This window comes from Achromobacter sp. CSND-B12 (assembly GCF_052906545.1).
Genome location: NZ_JBREGJ010000001.1, coordinates 137,617 through 162,825 on the forward strand (window position 1 = coordinate 137,617; position 25,209 = coordinate 162,825).

General features: G+C 70.1%; 20 protein-coding genes. 7 read left to right on the forward strand and 13 right to left on the reverse strand.

Annotation, left to right across the window (positions count from 1 at the left end):
- The first annotated feature begins 130 nt into the window (after positions 1-130).
- The 5 genes from ACUTAG_RS00620 to ACUTAG_RS00640 all read left to right on the forward strand — a co-directional run bounded on the left by ACUTAG_RS00620 (position 131) and on the right by ACUTAG_RS00640 (position 5,246).
- Positions 131-610, forward strand: coding sequence for an Lrp/AsnC family transcriptional regulator (locus ACUTAG_RS00620; protein WP_026385073.1), 480 nt, complete (start codon positions 131-133; stop codon positions 608-610).
- A gap of 137 nt (positions 611-747) precedes the next feature.
- A complete protein-coding gene (locus ACUTAG_RS00625) occupies positions 748-1,866 on the forward strand; it encodes a porin (protein WP_070541254.1) in 1,119 nt (372 codons plus the stop codon).
- Positions 1,863-2,576: an ABC transporter ATP-binding protein gene (locus ACUTAG_RS00630; protein WP_054444553.1), complete on the forward strand. Its 714-nt coding sequence runs from the start codon at positions 1,863-1,865 to the stop codon at positions 2,574-2,576. Before ACUTAG_RS00625 ends, ACUTAG_RS00630 begins: the two co-directional genes overlap by 4 nt.
- Positions 2,577-2,619: 43 nt before the next feature.
- Positions 2,620-3,549: an ABC transporter substrate-binding protein gene (locus ACUTAG_RS00635; protein WP_197602761.1), complete on the forward strand. Its 930-nt coding sequence runs from the start codon at positions 2,620-2,622 to the stop codon at positions 3,547-3,549.
- Between the two features lie 41 nt (positions 3,550-3,590).
- On the forward strand, positions 3,591-5,246 hold the full coding sequence (locus tag ACUTAG_RS00640) for an ABC transporter permease (protein WP_148318679.1): 1,656 nt from the start codon (positions 3,591-3,593) through the stop codon (positions 5,244-5,246).
- Between the two features lie 42 nt (positions 5,247-5,288).
- On the opposite strand, the gene ACUTAG_RS00645 is transcribed toward ACUTAG_RS00640, so the two are convergent.
- From ACUTAG_RS00645 to ACUTAG_RS00695, 11 genes are all read right to left on the reverse strand, one after another.
- Positions 5,289-6,332: a response regulator gene (locus ACUTAG_RS00645; protein WP_020928086.1), complete on the reverse strand. Its 1,044-nt coding sequence runs from the start codon at positions 6,330-6,332 to the stop codon at positions 5,289-5,291.
- A gap of 36 nt (positions 6,333-6,368) precedes the next feature.
- A complete protein-coding gene (cheB, locus tag ACUTAG_RS00650) occupies positions 6,369-7,385 on the reverse strand; it encodes a chemotaxis response regulator protein-glutamate methylesterase (protein WP_024069154.1) in 1,017 nt (338 codons plus the stop codon).
- On the reverse strand, positions 7,382-9,643 hold the full coding sequence (locus ACUTAG_RS00655) for a hybrid sensor histidine kinase/response regulator (protein ID WP_054500190.1): 2,262 nt from the start codon (positions 9,641-9,643) through the stop codon (positions 7,382-7,384). The genes cheB and ACUTAG_RS00655 overlap by 4 nt, the downstream gene beginning before the upstream one ends.
- Complete coding sequence (locus tag ACUTAG_RS00660; RefSeq protein ID WP_006385139.1) at positions 9,640-10,329, reverse strand: chemotaxis protein CheW; 690 nt, start codon at positions 10,327-10,329, stop codon at positions 9,640-9,642. Before ACUTAG_RS00660 ends, ACUTAG_RS00655 begins: the two co-directional genes overlap by 4 nt.
- Entirely contained in the window at positions 10,322-11,632 is a 1,311-nt protein-coding gene (locus ACUTAG_RS00665; RefSeq protein ID WP_081005719.1) for a CheR family methyltransferase, read from the reverse strand. Before ACUTAG_RS00665 ends, ACUTAG_RS00660 begins: the two co-directional genes overlap by 8 nt.
- Positions 11,629-12,144, reverse strand: a complete 516-nt coding sequence (locus ACUTAG_RS00670; RefSeq protein WP_006385137.1) for a chemotaxis protein CheW — start codon at positions 12,142-12,144, stop codon at positions 11,629-11,631. The genes ACUTAG_RS00665 and ACUTAG_RS00670 overlap by 4 nt, the downstream gene beginning before the upstream one ends.
- Positions 12,145-12,148: 4 nt before the next feature.
- Positions 12,149-13,768, reverse strand: a complete 1,620-nt coding sequence (locus tag ACUTAG_RS00675; protein WP_006385136.1) for a methyl-accepting chemotaxis protein — start codon at positions 13,766-13,768, stop codon at positions 12,149-12,151.
- A gap of 275 nt (positions 13,769-14,043) precedes the next feature.
- Entirely contained in the window at positions 14,044-15,516 is a 1,473-nt protein-coding gene (locus ACUTAG_RS00680; RefSeq protein WP_058664652.1) for an amidase, read from the reverse strand.
- Between the two features lie 132 nt (positions 15,517-15,648).
- Complete coding sequence (locus ACUTAG_RS00685; protein ID WP_020928093.1) at positions 15,649-16,200, reverse strand: PaaI family thioesterase; 552 nt, start codon at positions 16,198-16,200, stop codon at positions 15,649-15,651.
- 107 nt (positions 16,201-16,307) lie between these two features.
- Positions 16,308-17,885 (reverse strand): enterochelin esterase domain-containing protein, encoded by a 1,578-nt coding sequence (locus tag ACUTAG_RS00690; protein WP_058666060.1) that lies wholly within the window; start codon positions 17,883-17,885, stop codon positions 16,308-16,310.
- Between the two features lie 168 nt (positions 17,886-18,053).
- On the reverse strand, positions 18,054-18,938 hold the full coding sequence (locus ACUTAG_RS00695; RefSeq protein ID WP_020928095.1) for a LysR family transcriptional regulator: 885 nt from the start codon (positions 18,936-18,938) through the stop codon (positions 18,054-18,056).
- Positions 18,939-19,124: 186 nt separating this feature from the next.
- On the opposite strand from ACUTAG_RS00695, the gene ACUTAG_RS00700 reads away from it, so the two are divergent.
- Complete coding sequence (locus ACUTAG_RS00700; RefSeq protein ID WP_054507371.1) at positions 19,125-20,654, forward strand: MFS transporter; 1,530 nt, start codon at positions 19,125-19,127, stop codon at positions 20,652-20,654.
- 125 nt (positions 20,655-20,779) lie between these two features.
- Positions 20,780-21,184, forward strand: coding sequence for a group III truncated hemoglobin (locus ACUTAG_RS00705; RefSeq protein WP_006384516.1), 405 nt, complete (start codon positions 20,780-20,782; stop codon positions 21,182-21,184).
- 69 nt (positions 21,185-21,253) lie between these two features.
- Here ACUTAG_RS00705 and ACUTAG_RS00710 read toward each other — a convergent pair whose 3' ends face one another.
- Entirely contained in the window at positions 21,254-23,524 is a 2,271-nt protein-coding gene (locus ACUTAG_RS00710) for a helicase C-terminal domain-containing protein (RefSeq protein WP_020928097.1), read from the reverse strand.
- Entirely contained in the window at positions 23,521-25,185 is a 1,665-nt protein-coding gene (locus ACUTAG_RS00715; protein ID WP_058664653.1) for a VRR-NUC domain-containing protein, read from the reverse strand. The genes ACUTAG_RS00710 and ACUTAG_RS00715 overlap by 4 nt, the downstream gene beginning before the upstream one ends.
- Between the last annotated feature and the right edge of the window lie 24 nt (positions 25,186-25,209).

A 25,209-nucleotide genomic window follows, 5' to 3' on the forward strand; every position in this document is an offset into this window, starting at 1 on the left:
GGATTCGGACACGATAGCGCCGCCGGCCGGGGGATGCAGCGAGTATGGGCGCGTCCGGCCACAATATTCTTTCCATTTCTACTCTTTGGATCGGATAATGGGAAATATCGTTTCCCATACCTTCGAAACCATGAAAGAGACTGCCTTGTTACATCAACTTGACGCGATCGATTGGAAAATCATGAAAATCCTTCAAGAAGATGGCCGGCTCTCCAACGCCGAACTGGCCGAGCGCGTGTCGCTGTCGGCCTCGCCCTGCTGGAAGCGCCTCAAGCGCCTGGAGACCTCGGGCGTCATCCGCGGCTACCAGGCCATCCTGGACCGCCGCGCGCTCGGCATGGGGGTGGTGGCGTTCGTCAGCATCTCGCTGGAAAACCACACCGAAAAAACCTGCCGCGCGTTCGAGGCGGCGGTGGCCGCCATGCCCGAAGTGCTGGCCTGCCACAACACCACGGGCCAGCACGACTACCTGCTGCACATCGTGGCGCGCGACTTCGACGCCTATTCCGAATTCGTGCGCAACCGGCTGCGCACCCTGCCCGGCGTCAAGGAACTGCTCAGCACGCTGTCGATGCACGAAGTGAAGTCGTCGACCAAGCTGCATCTTTGAACCCGCAATGACCGGCGCCCGGACCGTTCCAGCGCGGCCCGGCGCCTGCCCGCCAAATGCCAGGGAGTGTCACGAAGCTGTAGCGACCCGTGCCTAGAGTGTCGATTCCGATTGAATCCCAAAGAGGACTTCCTGTCATGAAATCGACTCTCCGCATCGCGGCGGCTGGCGCCTGCCTGTCCGTCTTCAGCTTCTCCCCCGCCCTCGCGGCGACGGCCACTTCCAGCTCGGTCCAGCTCTACGGCCTGGTCGACACCGGCCTGCAATACCTCAGCAACGGACCCAGCGGCAACAGCAAGACGGGCATGAGCACGGGCAACCTGAGCGGCTCGCGCTGGGGCCTGCGCGGCACCGAAGACCTGGGCGACGGCCTGTCGACCGTGTTCGTGCTGGAAAACGGCTTCGACTCCGGCAACGGCACCACCATGCAGGGCGGCCGCCTGTTCGGCCGCCAGGCCTACGTCGGGCTGTCGAGCAAGAGCCTGGGCCGCCTGACGCTGGGCCGCCACAACACGCTCATGATCGACTGGATGAGCAAGTACAACCCGTTCGACAACGCCAATTTCTCGATCAAGCGCCCCGACGCGGCCTTCTCGGACCGCACCGACAACGCGGTGATGTACGTCGGCAAGTTCGGCCCCGTGTCCGTCGGCGGCTACTACAGCTTCGGCTGGAACAACGAGCAGTCGTTCGACGACAAGACGCTGGGCCGCATGCTCGGCGGCGGCGTGCGCTACCAGTCGGGCGGCCTGGACGCCGGCCTGCTGTACCACTCCAAGCATGCCGACAAGCCGGCCAAGGGCGCCAACAGCGACAACCGCGAAGACCGCATCGTCGCCGGGCTGTCGTATGACTTCGAGGGCGTGAAGGTCTACGCCGGCTACCGCTGGCTGGAACAGAAGCTGACGCAGCGCACCTACAAGAACAACCTGACCTGGCTGGGCGTGACCTACCTGCCGGTGCAGAACAACCGCCTGTCGTTGGCCGTGTACCACCTGAACGACTCGGTCTGCGACGACATGAACAATGCCGTCTGCCCGGCCGCGCAGGCCGCCGGCACCGGCCAGAAGTCCACCATGTTCGTCCTGGGCAACGAATACGACCTGTCCAAGCGCACCACCGTCTACTCCGTCGCGGCCTACGCGGTCAACGACGACAAGTCGGCGCAGAGCGTGGTCGGCGGCAAGTACGGCGCCAACGTCGAGCCGGGCAAGAACCAGTTCGGCCTGAACCTCGGCCTGCGGCACCGGTTTTGAACGCGCTCGAATCCTCCGCGGGCGGCACGGCGATCGCCGTGCGCGGCCTGCGCCACGCCTTCAACGGCCACACCGTGCTGGACGGCGTCGACCTGGACGTGCCCGCGGGCGCCGTCCTGGCGCTGCTGGGCCCGTCGGGCTGCGGCAAGAGCACCCTGCTCAAGTCGCTGGCCGGCCTGCTGCGGCCGCAGGGCGGCAGCATCGCCTTCGGCGATGCCGTCGTCTGCGACGCGCAGCGCCATGAACCGCCCGAACGCCGCGACCTCGGCATGGTGTTCCAGGACTACGCGCTGTGGCCGCACATGAGCGTGGCCGGCAACGTCGCCTTTCCGCTGGAAATGCGCGGCGTCGCCCGGCGCGAGCGGCCGGCCCGCGTACAACAAGCCCTGGCCCTGGTGGGCCTGGACGAGCACGCCGCGCGCCGCCCGTCGGAACTATCGGGCGGCCAGCAGCAGCGCGTCGCGCTGGCCCGCGCCATCGTGGCGCGGCCGCGTGTGCTGCTGTTCGACGAACCGCTGTCCAACCTGGACCGGGCCCTGCGCGAATCGCTCTGCGTCGAGATCGGCGCCCTGCTGCGCCGGCTCGGCACCACCGCCGTCTACGTCACCCACGACCACGAGGAAGCCCATGCCCTGGCGCACACCATCGCCCGCATGGAACACGGCCGCATCGCCGACCTCGCCGTGTCCAAACCCCAGGACTCTGCCTAAAATGCCCCACGCACCCCTTTCCAAACTACTTGCCACGTTCTTTATGACGCTTTCGTTCGGATTGGCCGCCGGCCAGGCCAAGGCGCTGACCGTTTACACCGCGGGCCCAGGCGGCCTCATCAAGCAACTGGCCGCCGGCTTCCAGGAGAAGACCGGCATCAAGGTCGACGTGTTCCAGGCCACCACCGGCAAGGTCATGGCCCGGCTCGAGGCCGAGTCCGCCAACCCGCGCGCCGACGTGCTGATCTCGGCCTCCTGGGACACCGCGCAGGACCTGGACCAGCGCGGCTGGCTGCTGGCCTATGACAGCCCCAACGCGGCCCAGGTGCCGGCGCGCTTCAAGGCCCCGACCTACGTGGCGCAGGGCATCTCGGCGCTGGGCATCGTCTGGAATTCGCGCAGCGGCACGCCCGAACCGCGCGACTGGTCCGACCTGACCGGCCCGCAGTTCAAGCAGAAGGTCACCACCCCCGACCCGGCCCTGTCGGGCGCCTCGCTCGACCTGCTGCTGGGCCTGCAGAGCGCCCAGGGCGAATCGGCCTGGAAGCTGTTCGAGACGCTGCGCGACAACGGCATGACCATCTCCGGCCCCAACGCCCAGGCGCTGACGCCGGTGCTGCAGGGCGCCAAGGCGGCGGTGTTCGGCGCCGTCGACTACGTGTCGTACGCCAGCGTCGAGAAAGGCGAATCGATCAAGGTGATCTTTCCGTCCAGCGGCACCGCCATCGCGCCGCGCCCGATGATGATCCTGAAGACCACCAAGGCGCCCGACCAGGCGCGCCAGTTCATCGACTATGTGCTGTCCGAGGACGGCCAGCGCGCCGTCGCCGACGCCTGGCTGATGCCGGCGCGCCAGGACGTGGCCGGCAAGCGGCCGCTGTTCAAGGACCTGGCGCTGCTGCCCGAGACCGCGCCCGGCGCCTCGCGCGCCGAGGTGCTGGCGCGTTTCGCGCGCCTGTTCGGCCAACACTGACAGGCCGGGATGCCGGCCCGCCCGGCATCCCCACTCCGACCATGAAAAGTGTTTTCATCCTGGCGGCCATCACCGTGGCCGCCCTGGGCGTGCTCGTCGCCCTGCCGATGGCCTTCGTCGCGTTGCAGGCCGTCTTCCCGCATCTGGCCGAAGGTTCGCTGCGCGATCCCTTCGGCGCCTGGGCCGCCACGCTGGCCACGCCGGCCGCGCTGACACTGCTGGGCGGCACGCTCAAGCTGGGGCTGGGCGTGGCCGCCGTCAGCGCGCTCATCGGCATTCCGCTGGGCGCCCTGCGCGGCCTGTTCCAGGTGCCGCTGGCGCGGCTGTGGGACCTGTTGTTCCTGGTGCCGTTCCTGCTGCCGCCCTACATCGCGGCGCTGTCGTGGACCATGGCGCTGCAGCCGCGCGGCTACCTGGAACAACTGGCCGGCTTCAACCTTGGGCCGTTGCTGTTCTCGCCCGCTGGCGTGACGCTGGCGATGGGCCTGGCGATCTTCCCGGTGGTGTACTTCGCCGTCTCGCGCAGCATGGCGGCCAGCGGCGCGCGGCTGGCCGAGGTGGCGCGGGTGTTCGGCGCCGGCCCCTGGCGCGCCTTCCTGCGCGTGACCCTGCCGCTGGCCCTGCCGGCCATCGGCGCCAGCCTGCTGCTGGCCTTCACGCTGGCGATCGAGGAATACGGCGTGCCCGCCGCGCTGGGCGCGCAGGCCGGCGTGGCCGTCATGACCACCGCCATCGAGCGGCGCCTGGCGGACTGGCCCATCGACCTGCCGGGCGCCGCGCTGCTGTCGCTGGTGCTGGTGGCGCTGGCGCTGACGGCCTACGCGGTGCAGCGCGCGCTGGTCGCCGGACGCGGCTTCGAGACCACCACCGGCAAGCCCGCGCCGCTGGCGCGCGGCCGGCTCGGCGCCTGGCGCTGGCCGGTGCTGGGCCTGTTCGCGGCGGTGGCGCTGATTGCGGTGGCGGCGCCGCTGGCATCGATGCTGGCCGCGGCCCTGACGCGCCACGTCTCGGCCGGCCTGGCGCCGGACAACCTGACACTGGCCAATTTCGCCGCGCTGTTCCGGGCCCGCGGCGAGGCCTGGCAGGCGCTGTCGACCAGCCTGCTGCTGGCCACCGGCACCGCGCTGGCGGCGGGCGCGGCGGGCCTGCTGGCGGCCTGGTGCGTGGCCGGCCGCCACGTGCCGGGCGCGGCCGTCATCGACGCGCTGGCGCTGCTGCCCGCGGCGCTACCCGGCGTGGTGGTGGGGGTGGGCCTGATCCTGGCCTGGAACCAGCCGTTCTGGCCGGCTTCGCCGTACGGCGGCTGGGGCATCCTGCTGCTGTCCTACACCTGCCTGCTGCTGCCGTATCCGGTGCGCTACGTCAGCGCCGCGCTGGCGCAGCTGGGCGCGAACCTGGAAGCCGCGGCGCGGGTGCATGGCGCCAGCGCGGCAACGGCGCTGCGCCGCATCGTGCTGCCGCTGGTGCTGCCGGGCCTGGCGGCGGCCATGCTGATGGTGTTCGCCGTGGCCTCGCGCGAACTGGTCACGTCGTTGCTGCTGGCGCCCGCCGGCGTGCAGACGGTGTCGGTGTTCGTGTGGCGCCAGTTCGAGCAGGGCTCGGTGGGCGAAGGCATGGCGATGGCCGCGATGGCGGTCGGCGTCAGCCTGGCGCTGATGCTGGCGGCGACGTCGCTGCGGCGCGGCGGGCGCGCCTGAGCGATCGCGCGGGTCCGGCGGCCGGCGCCCGCCGGCATCGCATCAGACCGGATCCGGCGTGTCCCCGGCCGACGGCAGCGGCCCCTGCACCACGCGGTTGCGGCCCTGGCGCTTGGCCTGGTAAAGACCGCGATCGGCGATCTGGATCAGATCCGTGCAGGGCTGGTCGACCACGGGCACGGCGGTGGCGGTGCCGATACTGACCGTCAGCCAGGGGCCGCCGCCGTTGTCCTTCTGCGGAATCTGCATGGCCTCGACCGCGCGCCGCAGTTTCTCGGCGGCCAGGCGCGCGCTACCTGCCGGCGTGCCCGGCAGCACCAGCGCGAATTCCTCGCCGCCAAAGCGCGCGGCCAGGTCGGTGGAACGGTCGCAGCTGGCGAAGATGGTGTTGGCCACGCGCTTGAGCGCCTCGTCGCCGGCGATATGGCCGTAGGTATCGTTGTAGGACTTGAAATGGTCCACGTCGATCATCAGCATGCTGATTTCGCGGCCGTCGCGGCGCGCGCGCAGCCATTCGGCGTTGAGGTATTCGTCGAAATAGCGGCGATTGCCCAGCCCGGTCAGGCCATCGGAATTGGTCAGGCGGCGCAGTTCCATATTGCTTTCCAGCAATTGCTGCTGGCTCTGGCGCAGCGCCTGGTAGGCCTCGTCGCGCTGCACCAGCGCCAGGTACGAGCGCGAATGGTAGCGGATGCGCGCCACCAGCTCGATCGAATCGGGCAGCTTCACCAGGTAGTCGTTGGCGCCGGCCGCGAAGGCGGCGCTCTTGATGGCGGGGTCTTCCTTGGTCGACAGGACGATGATGGGAATATCGCGCGTGACCGGATGGCTGCGGTATTCCTGCACCAGGCTCAGGCCGTCCACCCCGGGCAGCACCAGGTCCTGCAGGATCACGGTGGGCCGGGTCTGCACCGCCACCGTCAGCGCCTTGTACGGATCGGAGCAGTAATGGAAGTCGATATTGCCCTCCGTGGCCAGGGCCCTGCGGATCGCCTCGCCGACCATGACCTGATCATCGACCAGCAGCACCATGGCCGCGTGCGAGTTCAGGTCGGCCGAAGCCGGGCTGTCAATGGGAGGGTGCATAGTGTCTTTCCTTGATTGCTAGCAATGTCCGCCGCCTCAGGCAAAAGCCTGGATCAAGCGGGGTGCGATCCTGTCCAGCGGCCGGATTTCGACCGCGGCCTGTATCGCGGCGGCCGCCTTGGGCATGCCATAGACCGCGCTGGTGGCCTGGTCCTGGGCGATGGTCAGGCAGCCGCGGTCGCGCAGCGCCTTCAGGCCACGGGCGCCGTCCTGTCCCATGCCGGTCAGCAGCACGCCGACGGCCAGCCCGCGCCAGTGCTGCGCGACGCTATGGAAAAATACATCGATGGAGGGACGGTACAGGCTTTCCTTCGGATTCTCGGTGTAACGCAGCGTACCATCGGCCACCAGGTGCAGATGGTCGTCGGTGCCGGCCAGCAGCACCTGCCCTGGCGTCGGCCGCTCGCCTTCGCGCACCAGCCGCACGGGCAATTCGACCTGATCGTTGAGCCAGTCGGCCATGCCGGCGGCGAACGAGGCGTCCACATGCTGCACCAGCACGATGCCGGCCGGGAACGTGACCGGAATATCGCGTAACAACTGTGCCAGGGTCGCCGGACCGCCGGCGGAGGCGCCAATCACCAGCAGGCCCTGCGACGGCCCCGCTTGCGCCGCGTCGCGGACCACCGGCGTGAGCGCGGTGCGGTTATTGCCATAGCGTCCGATCAGCCAGCCGATATTGCGGATCTTGCGCAGCAGCGGCGCGGCCGCGCTGCGCAGGTCGGCGCCGCCCACCACCGGCGTGTCGGCGGCGTCCAGCGCGCCGTAGCCCATGGCGTCGAACACGCGCGCGGTATGGCGTGCCACGTCCACCGTGACCACCACGATGGCGCAAGGCGTTTCGGCCATGATGCGGCGGGTGGCCTCGACGCCGTCCATGACGGGCATGACGAGGTCCATCAGCACCACGTCGGGCCGGTCCTGCGCGCATTGCTGCACCGCCTCCAGGCCGTTGGACGCGACCCAGGCGACCTCCAGCCCTGGTTCCAGCGCGATCACGCGCCTGAGGGTTTCCACCGCCATCTGCATATCGTTGACGATTCCGACTCTCACGTCCGCGCCTTTCCGATCAGGTCTTCCACGGCGTCCAGCAAGGCGTCGTCGTGGAAACTGCCCTTGGCCAGGTAATAGTCGGCGCCCGCGTCCAGCCCGCGCCGCCGATCCTCTTCTCGATCCTTGTAGGACACTACCATTACCGGCAGGCTTTGCAACTTGGGATCGGCCTTGATGCGCGACACCAGTTCGATGCCGTCCATGCGCGGCATGTCCACGTCGGTCACCACCAGGTCGAAGGCCTCGTTGCGCAGCATGTTCCAGCCGTCCATGCCGTCCACCGCCACCGCCACATCGAAACCGCGGTTCAGCAGCAACTTGCGTTCCAGCTCGCGCACCGTCAGGGAATCGTCCACCACCAGCACGCGCTTGCGCCGGCGCGCCTGCGCCACCGGACCGCCGCCATCCACCCGCGCCAGGCGGCCGCCCTCGACCAGCTTCTGCACCGACAGCAGCATATCCTCGACATCCAGGATCAGCAGCGGCGTGCCATCGTCCATCAGCGAGCCGGCCATCACGTCCTGCACCTTGCCCAGGCGAGGATCCAGCGGCTGCACCACCAGGGTGCGCTCGCCGACGTAGCGGTCGACGGCGATGCCGTAGAGCCTGTCGTGGTCGCCGACGACCACCACCGGCAGGGTTTCAGCGGCCGGCGCCGGCGCGCCGGAGCGCAGGATCTGGCGCGCCGACACCAGGCCGATCTGGCGGTCCATGAAGCGGAAATGCTGGTGCCCTTCGAGCTGCTCGATGTCCTGCGCCCGCACCTGCAGCGCGTGGCTGACGTAGGCCAGCGGAAATGCGTAGATCTCGCCCTGCACTTCGACCAGCAGGCTGCGCACCACCGACAGCGACAGCGGCATCTCCAGCACGAAGCGCGTGCCCTGGCCGGTCTGCTGGTGGATGCGCACGGCGCCGCGCAGTTGCCGCACCATGGTCTGCACCACGTCCAGCCCGACACCGCGGCCCGAGATCTCGGTGACCTCGCCGCGCGTGCTGAAGCCGGACAGGAACAGGAATTCCAGCAGCTCGGCCTCGCTCAGGCGGGCCGCGGTCTCGGCATTGGTCAGCTTGCGCTGCACCACTTCGACCCGCAGGCGATCGAGCGAAATGCCGGCGCCGTCATCGCTCAGTTCAATCAGCAGCATGCCGGCGGCGTGACGCGCCGACAGCCGTATCAGCCCTTCGGCCGGCTTGCCGGCCTCCAGGCGATCCATCGGCATCTCGATACCGTGGTCGACCGCGTTGCGCAGCAGGTGCATCAACGGGGCGTCGAGTTTGTCCAGGATGTCGCGGTCGACCTGGGTCGAATCGCCCTCGACCTCCAGCCGCACCTGCTTGCCCAGCGAGCGTCCCAGGTCGCGCACCATGCGCGCCATGCCGCCCAGGCCGTCGCCGAACGGCCGCATGCGGCAGGCCAGCGCGGTGTCGTACAGGCGCTGCGCCAGGTGGCCCATGCGCCAGCCGAATTCATCGACCTCGCTGGCGCGCTGCGCCAGTTCCTGCTGGCAGGCCTCGACGATGCGCTGGGCGTCATCCAGCGCCGCCTGGCTGCGGGCGTCGATGTGCACGCCGGCCAGCGAGGCGCGCAGGCTGTCCAGCGCCTGGCCGGCGCCGGATTGCAGCCGCCGCAGCCGCAGCATGGAGGCGCTGAACGGCGCGATCCAGTGCGATTCGACCAGGGTTTCGCTGGACAGGCCGAGCAGTTTGTTGAGCGTATCGGCCGTGACCCGCAGCACCCGCTCACCCTCGCCCAGCGTCTGGTCCGAACTGCGGCGCGCCGGCGGCGGCGCGGGCGGCGGATCACCGGGCTGGTGGATGGGCGGCAGGAAATCCGAAGGCTTGGGCGGCCGCTCGACCACCGGCGCGGCCGGCGGCGCATTGGGCGCATTCGACAGGCGCGTCACCAGCGTGTCGATCTCTTCGCCCAGTTCGACGCCCGGGGTGGCAACCCGCTGCAGCAGGTCCGCGCCCAGCAGCAGCGCATCGATGTCGGCGGCCTGCAGGCGCAGCCGGCCTTCCTGCGCGGCCACCAGGCAGTCCTCCATGGCGTGCGCGATGCGCACCGCCGGGTACAGGTCGACGATACGCGCCGCGCCCTTGAGCGAATGCGCCGCGCGCATGCAGGCTTCCAGCTGCGGCGCCGAGGTCGGGTCGTGCTCGAGCGCCAGCAGGCCGTTGTTCAGCACCTGCACCTGATTGCGGGTTTCCAGCTGGAACAGCTCCAGCAGCGAGGCATCGCGCATCTGGTCCGGGTTCACGCCAGGCTCCGTTCCAAGGCTTGCATCAACAGGGTCTCGTCCAGCACGCCGACGCTGCGGGCGCCACAGCGAACCACGCCGCGCGAGTACTTCAGGCTGGCGCCTTCGATGGTCGCCGGCAAGGCTTCGAGCGCCTCCAGGTCCACGCCATGAATACCCTCCACCTCGTCGACCGGCAACACCACGGCGCGGCCCGCGCCGCCGAAAATCAGCATGCGCGCCGCGGCCGGCCGCTCGCGGCCGCTGTCGACCGCCGCCCCCTCCAGGCCCAGCAGGCGGCCGAGCGAGACACAGACCGTCAGCGTGCCGCGCATGTTGGTAACCCCCAGCACCGCGGGGTCGCGCCGGTGCGGCAGGGTCAGGATCGGGCGTGTGCCCGCCACTTCGTCCAGCGCCTTGGTCGGCAGGCCCAGCCATTCCCCCTGCAGGCGGAACACCAGCAGCGATGACAGCCGCCCCCGGTCGGCCTGGGCCGCGCCGGCGCCGTCGTCCACGCCTTCGGCCTGCGGCGGCAGGCGGTCGAGGATGCGCTTGGCGGCGTCGGCGTACACCGGGCAGTTGCGGCAATGCACGTAGCCGGCCAGGCGCTCGCAGCGCTTGTCGCCGCGGATGCCGATGCGGTTCCAGCAGTCGTCCACCTCCGCCAGTCTGGCCAGCGAATCCAGCGAATCCGGAAAATCACTCACGGCGGGCCTCCTGGCGCGCGGCGCGCGCCTGCAAGCGGCGGGCGCCTTCGTGGTCGCCTTCGGCCGCGATCAGCGCCGCCAGGTGCAGCAACGCCTCCCGGTGCGCGGGGTCCAGGTACAGCGCCTTGCGGTAGGCAGCCTGGGCCGCGCGCGTGTCGCCGTCGGCGTCCTGCAGCAGGCCCAGCAGGTACAAAGCCTCGGCGCTGGCGCCATGCCGTTCGAGATGGGCGCGGCATTGCGCCAGGGCGTCCCGCACCCGCCCCTGGTCGGCCAGCGCCGCGATCTCGCGCAGGGCTGCCGCGGTGTCCTGGCCCGCTTGCGCGGGCGTTCCGTGCGGCGCCGGGGATGCCGCATGCGGCCGCGCCGGGGCGGCCGGCGCGTAGGGCTGTGGACGCGCGGCCGGCATCCAGGGCCGGGCCGCGCGCGGCGCCACGACGGGCGGCGGCGTGGCACGGCCGCTCGCCGCGCCCGCCGTCCGGGCCGGCGCGGCCTCGGTCGGCGGCGCGGGCTCGGCGCGAAAGGCGAACGCCCGCGCCAGCGGCACGGCCGGCAGGCGCCGGCCGGTCATCAGGCTGGTCTCGGCCGGCCCCACGAACAGGATGCCGTCGTGGCGGGCAAAACGCCTGAGCACCGTCACCGCGCGCTCCTGCGTGGGCGCGTCGAAATAGATCAACAGATTGCGGCAGAACACGAAATCGTACGGCGCCGCGTTCGGCAGCAGGGCCGGGTCGAACAGGTTGCCGGCCAGCAAGCGCACGCGCGCCGTGACATGCTCCGTCAGTTGATGGCCATCGGCGGTTTCGGTGAAATAGCGGTCACGGTACGACAGCGATTCGCCGCGGAATGAATTGCGGCCGTAGCAGGCGCGTCGGGCAAACGCCACCATGCGTTCGCTGATGTCCACGGCGTCCACCTGGAAGCGCTCCGCCGGCACGCCCGCGTCCAGCAACGCCATGGCGATGGAGTACGGTTCTTCGCCACTGGAACAGGGAACGCTCAGCACGCGCAACTGGCGCGCCTCGGCGCCCGGCGCGAAGAGGCGCTCGCGCGCCAGCGCCGCCATCGCCGCCTGGGATTCCGGATACCGGAAGAACCATGTCTCCGGCACGATCACCGCTTCGATCAGCTGCTGCATTTCGGCCGGCGAAGTCTGCAGGCGCATCAGGTAGTCGTGCTCGTCGTCGCTGCCCACCGACTGCATCCGATGACGCACCGCGCGCTCGACCGCGGCCGCGCCGATGGAACCGCTGTCCAGCCCCATCTTGCGCTTGAGCACCGCGCTGAAGTCGTCCACCAGCATCATGGCTGCGCTCCCCCGGCCGGGAACAGCATCGCCCGCACCGGCTCCGGCAACAGGTCGACGACCCGCAGCGCCTGCACCATGCCATGGCCGTCGCTCAGCACCGGGCCCAGGTAACGGGCCTGCGGCATATCCAGGCCCACCGGCTGAAAGGCGGCGGGGTCATAGTGGACCGTTTCCGTGGCGCGCTCCAGGATCAGCCCCAGCAGGCGCGCGTCGCGCTCGCCGGCGGGCCGATAGCGCACCAGCGCCAGCCGCGTGCTGGTCACCTTGGCCGCCGCGCCCGCTCCGGCCAGCGCGCTCAGATCGATGGCCGGCACCGCCGCGCCGTGGCAATCGAACATGCCCGCCACCCAGGCCGGCGTGCCCGGCACCTGCTTGAACGGGCGCATGCCCAGCACCTCGACCACGTCGGCCGCGTCCAGCGCATAGCGGTCGGCGCCGATGCGGAACAGCAGGTACAGCCGGCGGCCGGCGCCGGCCCCCGCGGACGGGATCGGGGCGAGGTCGGGCATGGAATCACACCTTGAAGCGCGACACGCCGCTGCGCAGGTCGTTGGCCACCAGCGTCAGTTCCTCGATCGCCAGGCTCGACTGGCGCAGCGATTCCACCGTCTGCTGGGCCGCATCGCTCAGTTGCTGCAATGCCTGGTTGATCTGCTCGGCGCCGGTGGCCTGCGCCTGCATGCCTTCGTTGACCATCTGCACGCGCGGCGCCAGCGTCTGCACCTGCTGGATGATCTGCGACAACTGGTCGCCGACCTGCTGCATGTCGGCCATGCCGCGGCGCACCTCTTCCGAGAACTTGTCCATGCCCATGACGCCGGCCGACACCGACGACTGGATCTCGCGCACCATCTGCTCGATGTCGTAGGTGGCCACGGCGGTCTGGTCCGCCAGCCGGCGGATCTCGGTGGCCACCACGACAAAGCCGCGGCCGTACTCGCCGGCCTTCTCGGCTTCGATGGCCGCGTTCAGCGACAGCAGGTTGGTCTGGTCGGCCACCTTGGTGATGGTGGTGACCACTTGCGTGATATTGCCCGCTTTCTCGTTCAGGATGGCCAGCTTGGCGTTGACCGAGCCCGCCGCCCCGACCACGTTGCGCATGGTGTCTTCCATGCGCGCCAGGCCCACCTGGCCGCTGCCGGCCAGCGATGCCGTCTGCTCCGCCGCGCTGGAGACCTCAGTCATGGTGCGGACCAGTTCGCGCGAGGTCGCGGAAATCTCGCGCGAGGTCGCGCCGATCTCGGTGGTGGTGGCCGCCACTTCCGATGCGGTGGCCTGCTGCTGCTTGGACGTGGCCGCGATTTCGGTCACCGACGTGGCCACCTGCACCGCCGAGCGCTGGGTCTTGCCGACCAGGCCGGTCAGCTCGTCCACCATGCCATTGAAGCCGCTCTCGATGGCATTGAACTCGTCCTTGCGGGCCAGCGTCAGGCGGCGTGTCAGATCGCCGCCGCCGGTCGCCTCGAGCGTCTTGACGATGGCGCTCATGGGGTTGACGATGGCGCGCAGCAGCAACACGCCGCAGATGATGGCGGCCACGATGGCCAGCCCCAACGACACCAGCATGCCGACTTCGGCCTTGTCGACCGCCTTCTGGATGCCGATCGCCGACTCGTCGGCCTGCTCCTTGTTGGCCGCCACCATCGTGGCCAGCACATCGCGGCCGGCGTAGAACGCGGGGCGCAGGTCGCTCTTGATCTTGGCCTGGGCCCGCGCCGGATCGGCCAGCATGGCCGGCTCCAGGATTTCCGCGCGGATGCGCATGTACGTCTGCAGCGCCTTCTCGAAATCGGCGAACATGCGCTGGTCCTCGCCGCGAACCACGGTGCGGCGGTATTGCTCGATGTCGTCCTTCAGGTGCTGGTCGTTCTTGGGCAGCGCCGCCAGGCCGGCCTGGCGCTCCTGTTCGGTATCACTGTTGAAGGCGTCCTGCACCGCCACGAAGCCGGCAAACCACGACGCCCGTATCGAGGTGCTGTAGTAGATGCCGGGCACCGCGTCGGTATTGATCGACTTGGCCTCGGCTTCGACCTGCAACAGCCGCTGGTAATCGACCACGACCATCAGCGCCATGATGGCCAGGATCACCAGGAAACTGGCGATGATGCGCTCGCGGAGTGTCAGATTCTTCATACCGGGGACCCTTGTGCAATGTCGGCGCCAGCATCCGCGCCAGCGCCGTCGACTTTTTTCCGGCGGCCGTTTCGGCCCGCCTTCCACCCGTTTCTGACGGAGTGTGGGAATAGTCAGCAATTATTGCAAAGGCGCGGCCTCTCAGCTACGGAAAAACAGGGGAAACCCCGTATTCCCGCCGCGCTCCGTCGGGAAAAAGCAAAGCCTGCTTACACGGGACTTGTCTTTTGGTGTGACAGGGCGTACGAAATGGCCGCAAGCCTGCAGCCTTTCTCCTACCCCCACAGGCCTTGCGGCGGACGGGACCCGACCCAGTCGCGCAGTTGATCGTGGGCGTGGGCCAGTTGCAGCACCGCCAGGTCGCCGCGCGGCGGCCCGATCAACTGCATGCCCATCGGCAGGCCGGCCGCGCCGAATCCCACCGGCACGCTGATCACCGGGCAGCCGGCCAGCGTCCAGGGCGTGACGGTTTCCATCCAGCGGTGGTAGGTGTCCATCGGCCGCCCCGCGATCTGCCTGGGCCAGTCGAGCTTGGCGTCGAACGGGAACACCTGCGCCGATGGCACCGCCAGGTAATCGACGTCCTCGAACATCCGCAGCACGGCCTGGTACCAGGCGCTGCGCTCCTCGGTGGCCTGGTAGACCTGCCGCGCCGTCATGCCGTCCAGCCCCTCGACTTCCCAGATCAGCGCCGGCTTGACCAGCTTGCGGGTTTCGGGGTTGCGCACCAGGTCGTGGTACTGGCCGCCCACCATCAAGTGCCGGTGCGCCAGCCAGATGCGCCACAGCCGCTCGCCGGCGAACGGCACGCGGTAGTCGTCGACCCGGCAGCCGGCCGCCTGCAGGTCGGCCAGCGCCTGCGCGCACAGGTCCAGGATGCCCGGCTCCATCGGCAGATAGCCGTCCCAGTCGCCCAGCCAGCCGATGCGCTTGCCGCGCAGGTCGGCGTCCAGCGGCTGCGCGAAAACGGCGGGATCGTCGCCCAGCGACAGCGGCGCGCGGGCGTCGTGGCCCGCGATCACCGACAGCATGCGGGCCACGTCGCGCGGCGTGCGGCCCATCGGGCCCTCGTACGACAGTTGCTTGAGGAACACTTCCGTGGACGGCCCGTTGGGCACGCGGCCGGCCGACGGCCGCATGCCGTAGACGTTGCAGAATGCCGCCGGATTGCGCAGCGAGCCGCCGAAGTCGCTGCCATCGGCCACCGGCAGCATGCGCGCCGCCAGGGCCGCCGCCGCGCCGCCGCTGCTGCCGCCGGCGCTCTTGCTGGCATCGTAGGGATTGACGGTGGTGCCGTAGACGGGGTTGTAAGTGTGCGAACCCAGGCCGAACTCGGGCACGTTGCTGCGGCCGATGAAAATCGCGCCGGCCGCCCGCATCCGTTCGACCAGGATGGAATCCTGCTGGCTCACCTGATCCTTGTAGACCAGCGACCCCATCGACGTGACCATGCCGCGCACGGCGGTCAGGTCCTTGGGCGCCTGCGGCATGCCGTGCAGCCAGCCCAGCCACTGCCCGGCGGCCAGTTGCACGTCGCGCTCGTCGGCTTCGCGCAGCAGTTCAGCGCGCTCGCGCAGCGCCACCAGCGCATTGAGCGCGGGGTTGACCGCATCGATATGGTCCAGGTAGGCCGCCATGACCTCGCGGCAGGATACCCGGCGCTGCCGGATCGCGTCCGACAGCGCATGCGCGGGCATGGCGACGATATCGTTCAGGCGGCCGGCGGCCGCAGGCGTGGCTGCATTCATGGTGTTGTCTCCGCTTTTTTTCTTGGCAGGCCGACGATACTACGCCAATGCCGTGGCGGCCGCGCGCGGGGCGGCCGATGCCCGCCGGGCCCGGCCCCTGTCTTGGCCGCGTGCCCGGCACGGCCGAGGCCTTCAGGCCGGCGGGCGGGCGAACACCAGCAGCGTTGACGTGGCCGAAGCCAGCAGGCGGCCTTCGGCGTCGGTCAGCTTGGCTTCGGCGTAGGCCACGCGCTGGCCGAACGACAGCACCCGGCCCTCGGCCCGCAGCCGGCCGCTGTGGCGCGTGATGGCCTTGTGATAGGCCACCTTCAGCTCCAGGGTGGTGTAGGCCTGCTCGGCCGACAGGCGCGAATGCACCGCGCAGCCGCAGGCCGAATCCAGCAAGGTCGCGGCATAGCCGCCGTGCACCGTGCCGATGGGGTTGTAGGCATGCGGGCCGGGCGTGCCGGCGAACACCGCCAGCCCTTCCTCGGCTTCGACGAAATCGAAATCCAGCGACACCAGGATGCCCGGCTTGCGCCCCGATGCCAGCAGCGCGCGCAATTGCGCCAGGCCGTCCAGGCCGGCGCCGGTCTGGTCGACCAGGCTGGGTTCGCGCCGCGCGGCGCGGTTGGCATCGGTGGACGGGGAAGAGGCGGTCGCGTCGCGGGCGGCGGCGTCCGCGCGGGTCGAATCGGAGGTCATGCGCAATGCTCCGGCAAAGGGAATGGGAAAGCCCGGGAATGGGGAAGCCCGCGGGCGGAAGTATTTATATGACAATCATCATATAGCATCCTTCCCCGCCCGCCGCTTCACCGCGCCTGCGCGCCCTTGCCGATCAGATCGATCAGGCCGTCCGACAGCGTGCCACGCCAGCTCAGGTAGTCATGGCCGCCGGCCACCTCCTTGTGCGTGACGACATAGCCCTTGGCCCGCAGCACATCGCGCAGGTGGCGATTGGTCTCGAAGATGCCCGGCTGGCCGGCGCGGCCCGTCTCGAACCGGCCCGCCACGAGGTAGAAGCGGATCGGCAGCTTGCGCACCGCCGCGTATTGGCGCGTCAGCCACTGGTCTTCGCCGCCAGGCTGGCCCCACCAGTAAGAGCCCGACTGGCTCAGCACGTTGCCGAACACTTCCGGGTGGCGCAGCGCGGCGTACGAGGACGCCAGGCCGCCATAGCTGGAGCCGCCGATCACCGTGCGCGCGGCCGGCCCGGCGATGCCCTGGCGCGCGGCCCAGGGCATCAGTTCGCGCGCCAGGAACTCGGCGAAGTCCGGATTCGGCGGCAGTTCGACGCCACGGGATTCGGCGGTGGGGTTGGAGATCAGCAGCGCCGCCGTCGGCGGGATCACGCCGGCCGCGATCATGTTGTCGAGGATGGTCGGCGTGGGCACGCGGTTCAGGTACGGACCGGCGTCGAACAGCACCAGCACGTGATTGTCCGCCGCGCCGGGACGCCAGCCGGCCGGGCGATACAGCTGGATATCGCGGGTATTGCCGAGGATGGCGCTGGTGATCGACCGCGTCTGCACCTCGCCCGGCGTCACGCCGGCGCGCGGCGCCACCCAGGGTTCGGGCGCGGCGTCGGCCAGCTCCAGCACCGAGGCGTACTGGAAGGCGTCGATGCCGCGCGCCGGATAGGCCTTGGGATTGAGCGGGTCGGCCTGCGCCGTCGCCAGGATGGCGCGCCGCCGCGCCGTGTCCGATGCGGGCAGTTCCGGCACGTCGGGCGCCAGCTTGTACGAAAGCCGCGTCGAGCGCGGCAGCACGAAGCTTGCGTACCAGACATCGGACGCGCCCAGGCGGGTCAGCATGGTGTGGTCCTGCCCGGGACCGCCGAACAGCCGCACGTTGCGTTCGGCGCCGCGCCACAGGAAAGTCACCCGGTCGCGCCCGGCGTCGACCGGCTCCACCAGCGGGGTGCCCTGCCCCGCGATCTCGCGCCAGAACGCGTCGGTATTGCCGCCCCGCGCCAGTTCGCGCGCCAGCGCCGCCAGGCGCGGGCTGTCGATGGCGGGCGCCGGCGCGCGCTGCGCCGCCAGCGGCACGCGTTCGTTCAACGTCCAGCGATAAGCGCCCTGCCCGCTGGCCCGCACGGTATAGCGGCCGTCGGCGGGCGCCACCAGCATCAGGCCGCCGGCGGGCCGCTCGGCATCGCTCAGGCGCCGCAGGTGGCGACCGTCGGCGTCCAGCAGGTCCAGCGTCACGCCAGGCGCGGCCTCCCACTGGCCGGCCACGAATTCGCCCTTGGCCAGGGCCAGCGGCGTATCCGCCGGCGTCCCGGAAGCCACCACGCCTTGCGCGCTTTGGGCCGACGCGGCGCCCGGCCCCGCCGCCAGCGCCAGCGCGAGCCAACCGGCGCGCCATAGATTGTTTTTTCTGGAATGCATCTTGTTGTTCCCCGGGCGCAGGCCGCCCGCGGCGCGCTGGCGCCGCTGCGCGGCCTGCGCCCGGTTTGAGGTTGTCGAAAACGAAATACGTATCATTATTGCCCGAAAGCGGGCCGCGCCATTGAACGGCCCCGCGCCGGGCGCGGGAATTGCCGCGCCGCCGGGGTCTCAATCGAACAGGTGCCGCGCCAGATGGTCGACGAACACGCGCAGCTTGGGCGAGGGATGGCGGCTGGCCGGCCACAGCGCCCACATGGTGGCGTTGCCGCGCGTGCGTTCATCCATCACGGTCACCAGCCGGCCCGAAGCCAGCTCTTGCCTGATGGTGAAATCCGGCAGGCAGACGATGCCCAGGTCGCCCAGCGCCAGGAAGATGCGGGTCTCCACGCTGTTGCAGACCAGCGTCAGCGGCAGTTCGGGCGCAGGCGCGCCAGCCGCCGTCTTCAAGGGCCATTGCTCCAGCTTGCCCGTGCTGGGATAGCGGTAATGCAGGCAGCAATGGCGCTGCAGGTCGCTGGCGCGCCGCGGGGTTCCGTGGCGCGCCAGGTAATCGGGCGAGGCCGCCAGGATGCGGCGGAACTGCCCCAGGCGCCGGCGCTTCAGGCCCGAGTCCTGCATCTCGCCGGAACGCACCACGGCGTCGTAGCCCTCGCCGATCACGTCGACCATCCGGTCGGTGAAATCCAGGTCCAGCCGCACCTGCGGATACTGCTTCATGAACGTGGCGATGGCCGGCTCGAACAGGCGGCTGTAGCGCGGCAGGCTGACGCGCAGGCGGCCGCTGGGCGTGCCGGCGGCCTCGGACAGCTCCAGTTCGGCCGCCTCCACTTCGCACAGGATGCGGCGGCACCGCTCCAGGAACTTCTCGCCTTCGGGCGTCAGGGTGATGTGGCGCGTGCTGCGGTGGAACAGGCGCACTTTCAGGTGCGCCTCCATCCGCGCCACGCTCTTGCCCACCGCCGACGGCGACACGCCCAGGGTGCGCCCCGCCTCCGCGAAGCTGCGGGTGTCCGCCACCAGCACGAAAACACCGATACCGCTCAGGCTGTCCATGGCCGGAATCCTTCAGTACGGACTTCAATGTCCGGAATATCCGGAATCCTAGCCTATTTTTCTTTTATCCATGGCTGCCTATCCTGCCGGCACCGTGTTCCCCGGCGCCATGCCCGTCGGGAGCCGACGCCGTTTCCCCCTGTTTGCCGGCCGACCCGGCCGCCCTCCTCGTTTGACGTGATCGACATGACTCGCCTGCCTCCTTCCCGCATGACCAACCGCTGGCTGCAATTGCTGGCCGCCTGCCTCACCGCGGTGCTCATTCCCCTGTGCTTCACCGGCCCCGCCGTGGTGCTGCCCGCCATCAGCCATGCGCTCGGCGGCACGCCGGTGCAATTGAACTGGATCCTCAACGGCTACATCCTGGCCTATGGCAGCGTCATCATGGTGTCCGGCAGCCTGACCGACCTGTACGGGCCGCGCCGCGTCTGGCTGGGCGGATTGGCGTGGTTCTGCGCCTTCACCTTTCCGATCGCCTGGGCGCCTTCGGCCGCCTGGATCGATTTCCTGCGGCTGATGCAGGGCGTGGGCGGCGCGGCGGCCTTCGCCGCCGCCATGTCGTCGCTGGCGCCGCTGTTCCACGGCGCGGCCCGGGCCCGCGCCTTCAGCCTGCTGGGCACCACCTTCGGCATCGGCCTGTCGTTCGGGCCCCTGGTGTCGGGCTGGCTGGTGCAGACGGCCGGCTGGCGCTGGGTCTTCCACGGCACCGGCCTGGTCGGCCTGCTCGGGCTGACGCTGGTGGCCGCCAGCGTGCGCGCCACGGCGGGCGCGGCCAGCGGACGTTTCGACTGGCGCGGCGCGCTCAGCTTCACCGGCGCGCTGGGGTTGTTCACCTACGGCATGCTGCTGGCGCCCGAGAACGGCTGGCGCGACGCCGCCGTGGCCGGCTCGCTGCTGGCCAGCGCGCTGCTGGCCATCGCTTTCATCGCCACCGAGATGCGCGCATCGCATCCGATGCTGGACCTGTCGCTGTTTCGCGGCGCGCGCTTTGTCGGCGTGCAGGCCCTGGCCGCCTCGCCGGCGTTTCTGTTCATCGCCCTGATCGCCATCCTGCCCGGTCGCTTCATCGGCATCGACGGCCACAGCGCGTTGCGCGCCGGCCAGCTGATGATGGGCCTTGCCACGCCGCTGCTGGTGGTGCCGTTCCTGGCCGCGCTGCTGACGCGCCGCTTCAGCCCCGCCATCTTGTCCAGCATCGGCCTGGCGCTGGCCGCCGCCGGCCTGGCCTGGTTGGCCCGCGACCTGGGCGGCGACGCCGGCCGGCTATGGCTGCCGATGAGCCTGATCGGCATCGGCATCGGCCTGCCCTGGGGGCTGATGGACGCAATGGCGGTCAGCGTGGCGCCGCCCGAGCGCGTCGGCATGGCGACCGGCATCTTCAACACCGTGCGGGTATCGGCGGACGGCGTGGCCATCGCGGTCATCAGCGCCTTGCTGGCCACGCTGATCCACGCCCGCGTCGCCATCGACCAGCCGGACGCGGGCGCCCAGGTGCTGTTGCAGGCCGCCAACCGCGCGGCGCTGGGCCAGCTGGACGTCGCCGGCGCGTTGCTGCCCGGCGCGGGCGGCCTGCTGCACCAGGCCTACGACGTGGCTTTCGGGCAGGTGCTGTACGCCCTGTCCGGATTCGCGCTGTTGCTGGCCGTGCTGGTCTACGCCTTGCTTGCCCGGCCCGAGGCGGCGCCCATGGCGCCCGCGCGGCCCCAGCCGCATTGAACGCCGGCCGCGTGATCCGGATGCCGGCGCGCGCGGACCGGCAGCGGTTTGCGCCAGATCAATCCGCCCCTGCGCCGCCGCGCCCTACTATTCGCGCTGCCGATTCACGCCGCCAGGAGACCCATTTGTCCGAACCCGACATCTGCACCGAAGCCGAGATCCGCGATCTGGTGCATACGTTCTACGCCAAGGCGCGCGCCGACGCCGCGCTCGGGCCGGTGTTCGAATCCCAGGTGCACGATTGGGACGAGCATCTGGCGACGCTGTCGGACTTCTGGTCCGCGGTGCTGCTGGGCACGCGCCGCTTCACCGGCATGCCCATGCCCAAGCACGTGGCAATGCCGCACCTGAGCGCCGAACTGTTCGAGCGCTGGCTGGCGCTGTGGGGCGAAACCCTGGCGGCGCTGCCCAACCGCGCGCTGGCCGACGCCGCCGGTGAAATGGCCAAGCGCATGGCGCGCAGCCTGTGGTACGGCTACCAGCTCAGCCGCGATCCGAACCAGCCGCTGACGGAATTGCGTTCGGCCTGAAGCCATGGCCCCACGGCGCCGCCAGCGGGGCGTCTCCCGCGCCGCGTCCGGGTGGAAATCGGCGCGCGCTCAGTCCACCCGCCACCAGCTGGGCAGCAGGTTGCGCACCTTGGCGCGGCGATAGCGGTCGTCGATCAGGTGCACCGTGCCCACGTCGTGCTCGGTGCGGATCACGCGCCCGGCCGCCTGCACCACCTTCTGCATGCCCGGATAGAGATAGGTGTAGTCGTAGCCCTGCGCCTCGCCGTAGCGGCGCTCCATGGCGCGCTTGATGTTCTCGTTGATGGCGTTCACCTGGGGCAGCCCGAGGGTGGCGATGAAAGCGCCGATCAGGCGCTTGCCCGGCAGGTCCACGCCCTCGGAGAAGGCGCCGCCCAGCACCGCGAACCCCACGCCCTGCCCGCTTTCGGTGAATCGCGCCAGGAAGGCGGCGCGGCCGCTTTCGTCCATGCCCGGCGTCTGCAGCCAGATCGGCACTTGCGGATGGCGTACCCGCATCAGCTCGGCCACCTGCCGCAGGTAGTCGAAGCTGCTCAGGAACCCCAGGTAGTTGCCGGGCCGGCGCGCATACTGGTCCGCGATCAGGTCAGCGATCGGCGCCAGCGAACGCTCGCGGTCGCGATATCGGGTGGATACGTTGCCCACCACCTTCACCGCCAGCTGCTCGGCCTGGAACGGCGCGGCCACGTCGATCCAGGCCGCCTCGGGCGGCAGGCCCAGCGTGTCGCGGTAGAACTGCTGTGGGCTCAGGGTGCCCGAAAACAGCACCGTGGCATGCGCCGCCGCATGCCGCGCGGCCAGGTACGGCGCGGGCACCACGTTGCGCACGCACAGCGTCGACGGCGGCGTCCTGGCGCCCCATGCGCCGCCTTCGGCCCGCGTCACGTCGAACAACGCGTGCGGCCCGAACTGCTCGGCCAGGCGCATGAAATGCAAGGCCTCGAAGTAAAAGGCCAGCACCGGGTCGTCCTGGGCCAGCGGCGCCTCGCCGAGGTAGTCGGTGATGGCCGCCACCGCCTTCTGCACCGCCGCCAGCACGCCGGCCGGCGCCTCGTCGTAGGCCTGGTAGGCCTCGGCCTGCTTCTTGTTGAACGCCGTCCAGGAGCGCTGCAGCCCGTCCAGCGGCTTTTTCAGCGCCTTGGGCGCGGCCTGCCGCGCCGCCGCCAGTCCCAGCTGGTTCAATTCCCCGGTGTACATCCGGCGCGCGCGATCGACCAGGTTGTGGGCCTCGTCCACCAGCACCGCCACCTTCCATTGGTGGGCCTGCGTCAAGGCGTACAGCATGGCGGTGGCGTCGTAGTAGTAGTTGTAGTCGCCCACCACCACGTCGCTCCAGCGGATCAGTTCCTGCGACAGGTAGTACGGGCATACCTGATGGGCGCGGGCGGCGGTGCGCACCGCCGGCGCGTCCAGCCGCCCCTGCGCCAGCGCCGCCTCGCGCGCCGCCGGCAGGCGATCGTAGAAGCCCTGCGCCAGCGGGCAGGATTCGCCATGGCAGGCCTTGTCCGGATGCTCGCAGGTCTTGTCGCGCGCCTGCAGGTCCAGCACCCGCAGCGCCGGTTGCGCGGGCTGGGCGTTCAGGGTGTCCAGCGCCGCCAGCGCCAGCCCGCGCCCCGAGCCCTTGGCCGCCAGGAAGAAGACCTTGTCCAGCCCGCTGCCCGGCGCGGCCTTGAGCAACGGAAACAGCGTGCCCAGCGTCTTGCCGATACCGGTGGGCGCCTGCGCCATCAGGCAGCGGCCGTCGCGCGCGCTGCGGTACACCGACACCGCCAGCTCGCGCTGGCCACTGCGGAAATCGCCATGGGGAAACGCCAGCCGTTCCAGCGCCGCGTCGCGCGCCTGGCGATGGGCCAGTTCGGTACGCGACCAGGCCAGGAAGCGATCGCATTGCTCATGGAAAAACGCCGCCAGCCACGCCGCGTCGCGGCTCTCGGACAGCACCGTCTCTTCTTCGGTCGCCACGTTGAAATACACCAGCGCCACGCGGACCTGCGCCAGGCCGCGCGCCACGCACAACAGGTGGGCGTAGACCCGGGCCTGGGCCCAATGCGCGGCACGATGGTTGTCGCGCACGCTGTCGAGCCGCCCCCGGTAGGTCTTGATCTCTTCGACCTGGTTGGCCACCGGGTCATAGCCGTCGGCGCGTCCGCGCACCAGCAGGTTCTCGTATTGGCCGGCCAGCGCCACTTCGGTCTCGTAGCCGGGGCCGCGCCGGCTCGTCACCGCCGTGTGGCCCGCCATGCCTTCCAGGCCGCTGGGCGCCGGCGTGAAACGCAGGTCCAGGTCGCCCGCGCGGGCCGTGAATTCGCACAACGCGCGCACCGCCACGGCGTAGGTCATGGCCGCGGCTCCCGCCAGCTGACGTGGCAGACCCGCACCGGCATGCCGTGCTCGGCGCAATACGCCAGCCAGCGGATCTGGTTGTCCTGCAGCTTGTCGCCTGGCCCCTTGATCTCGATGAGTTCGTAGCCGGGCGCCTGGGCCTGGAAGCGGATCAGGTCCGGCAGGCCCGAGCGGTTGGCCTTGACGTCGCGCAGCAGCCGCGTGAAGAACAGCTTCAGGTGGGCCGGCGGAAAGTGATCCAGCGCCCGCTGCAACAGCGATTCGTCAAGCGCGCCCCAGAACACGAAGGGGGACTGCACGCCCTGCTTGTCGGCATAGCGCCGGCGGATCGTGTCGCGATATTCGCCCGTATCCAACTGCGCCAGGCAGGCGGCGAACAGAGCCTGTCGCCGCGCGTGGAAATCCGGCGCGTCGAGGTCGGCGGGCCCGCGCTGGAAGGGATGGAAAAAAGCCCCCGGCAAGGGCGCGAACACCGCCGGCCAGCACAACAGGCCGAACAGGGAATTGATCAACGTGTTTTCCACGTAGTGCACCGGCGCGTCGTCCCGGTGCAGGTGGTCGCGCGCGGCGAACTCCACCGGCATCGGCGCCGCGGGCCGGTCCAGTTCGAGGTCCAGCCGCGCCACCGGCGCCGCCGCGCGCCGCGCCGCGTGCTGTCCCAGCTTGCGGCGCAGCCGCGGCAGCATGCGCGCCAGCCGTTGCGATTCTTCCTCGCTTTCCGGCGCGGCCTCGGCGCGCAGGGCCAGCGCCAGGGCATCCTGGAAACGCGCCATGCGCTCGTACACGCGGATACGGCGATGACGCGCGCCGGGGTAGGCGCACAAGGCATACACCCGCTCGGCCGCCGCCCAGTCCTGCGCGCGTTCGCACGCTTGTCCCAATCGCAGCAACACCTTGGCGCGGCGCTTTTCCAGCCAGGGGTTGTCGCTGGCGCAGCCGGCCACCGCGCGCAGCTGCGCGTCCACATCCAGGCCTTCGTCCAAGGCCTGTCGGCACGCCTGCAAAGCCAGGTAGCGGTCGACGTCCTGGCGCGCCTGGAACGCGCGCGATGACGGTTCGAACGGCACCACCTCGTACTGGAACACGCCCAGGTCGGCCAGCACGAACTCCGACCAGTCCTGGTGCAGGTTGCCGAAGAACATCAGCCGGAACCGTTCGCACAGATCGGAGATGGCGACCCGCCAGGCCGCATCGGCGCACGCCGGGTCGGGCTGCGCGCGCGTCCCGGCGCGCCAGCGGGCATAGGGCTGGGCGTCGGGCTGGGAGGCGCGCAGCGCTTCCAGCAGGTCCGCCTTGCGCGCCGCTCCCCGGCCCACGACACCCGCAAAGAGACGATCCAGTTCGGGCCGCGTATGCAGGCCAAACAGCTCATCGAGCGTCATCGGCGCGTCCGCGTCCAGCCAGCCCAGCGCCAGCAACGGCGCCGCGGCGTCCAGGGTGTTCGGGATTTCCTCGTACACCAGGCGGCTGGCGCGGAACCAGGGCCCGCGCCGCATCAGCATGCGCGTCAGCAAGGCCTGCGACGCCCGTGGCAAGGCCGCGAAATCGGCCATGAAAAGGCGTTCGCGTTCGTCCAGCAGATCCGCATAGCGCTCGCCGACCCACGCGAGCGCGCGCTGGAAATTGTGCAGGTAGTAGTAGCGGTGCGGGGGCAGCATCGGCCGGAAGGACAACTGGCTATT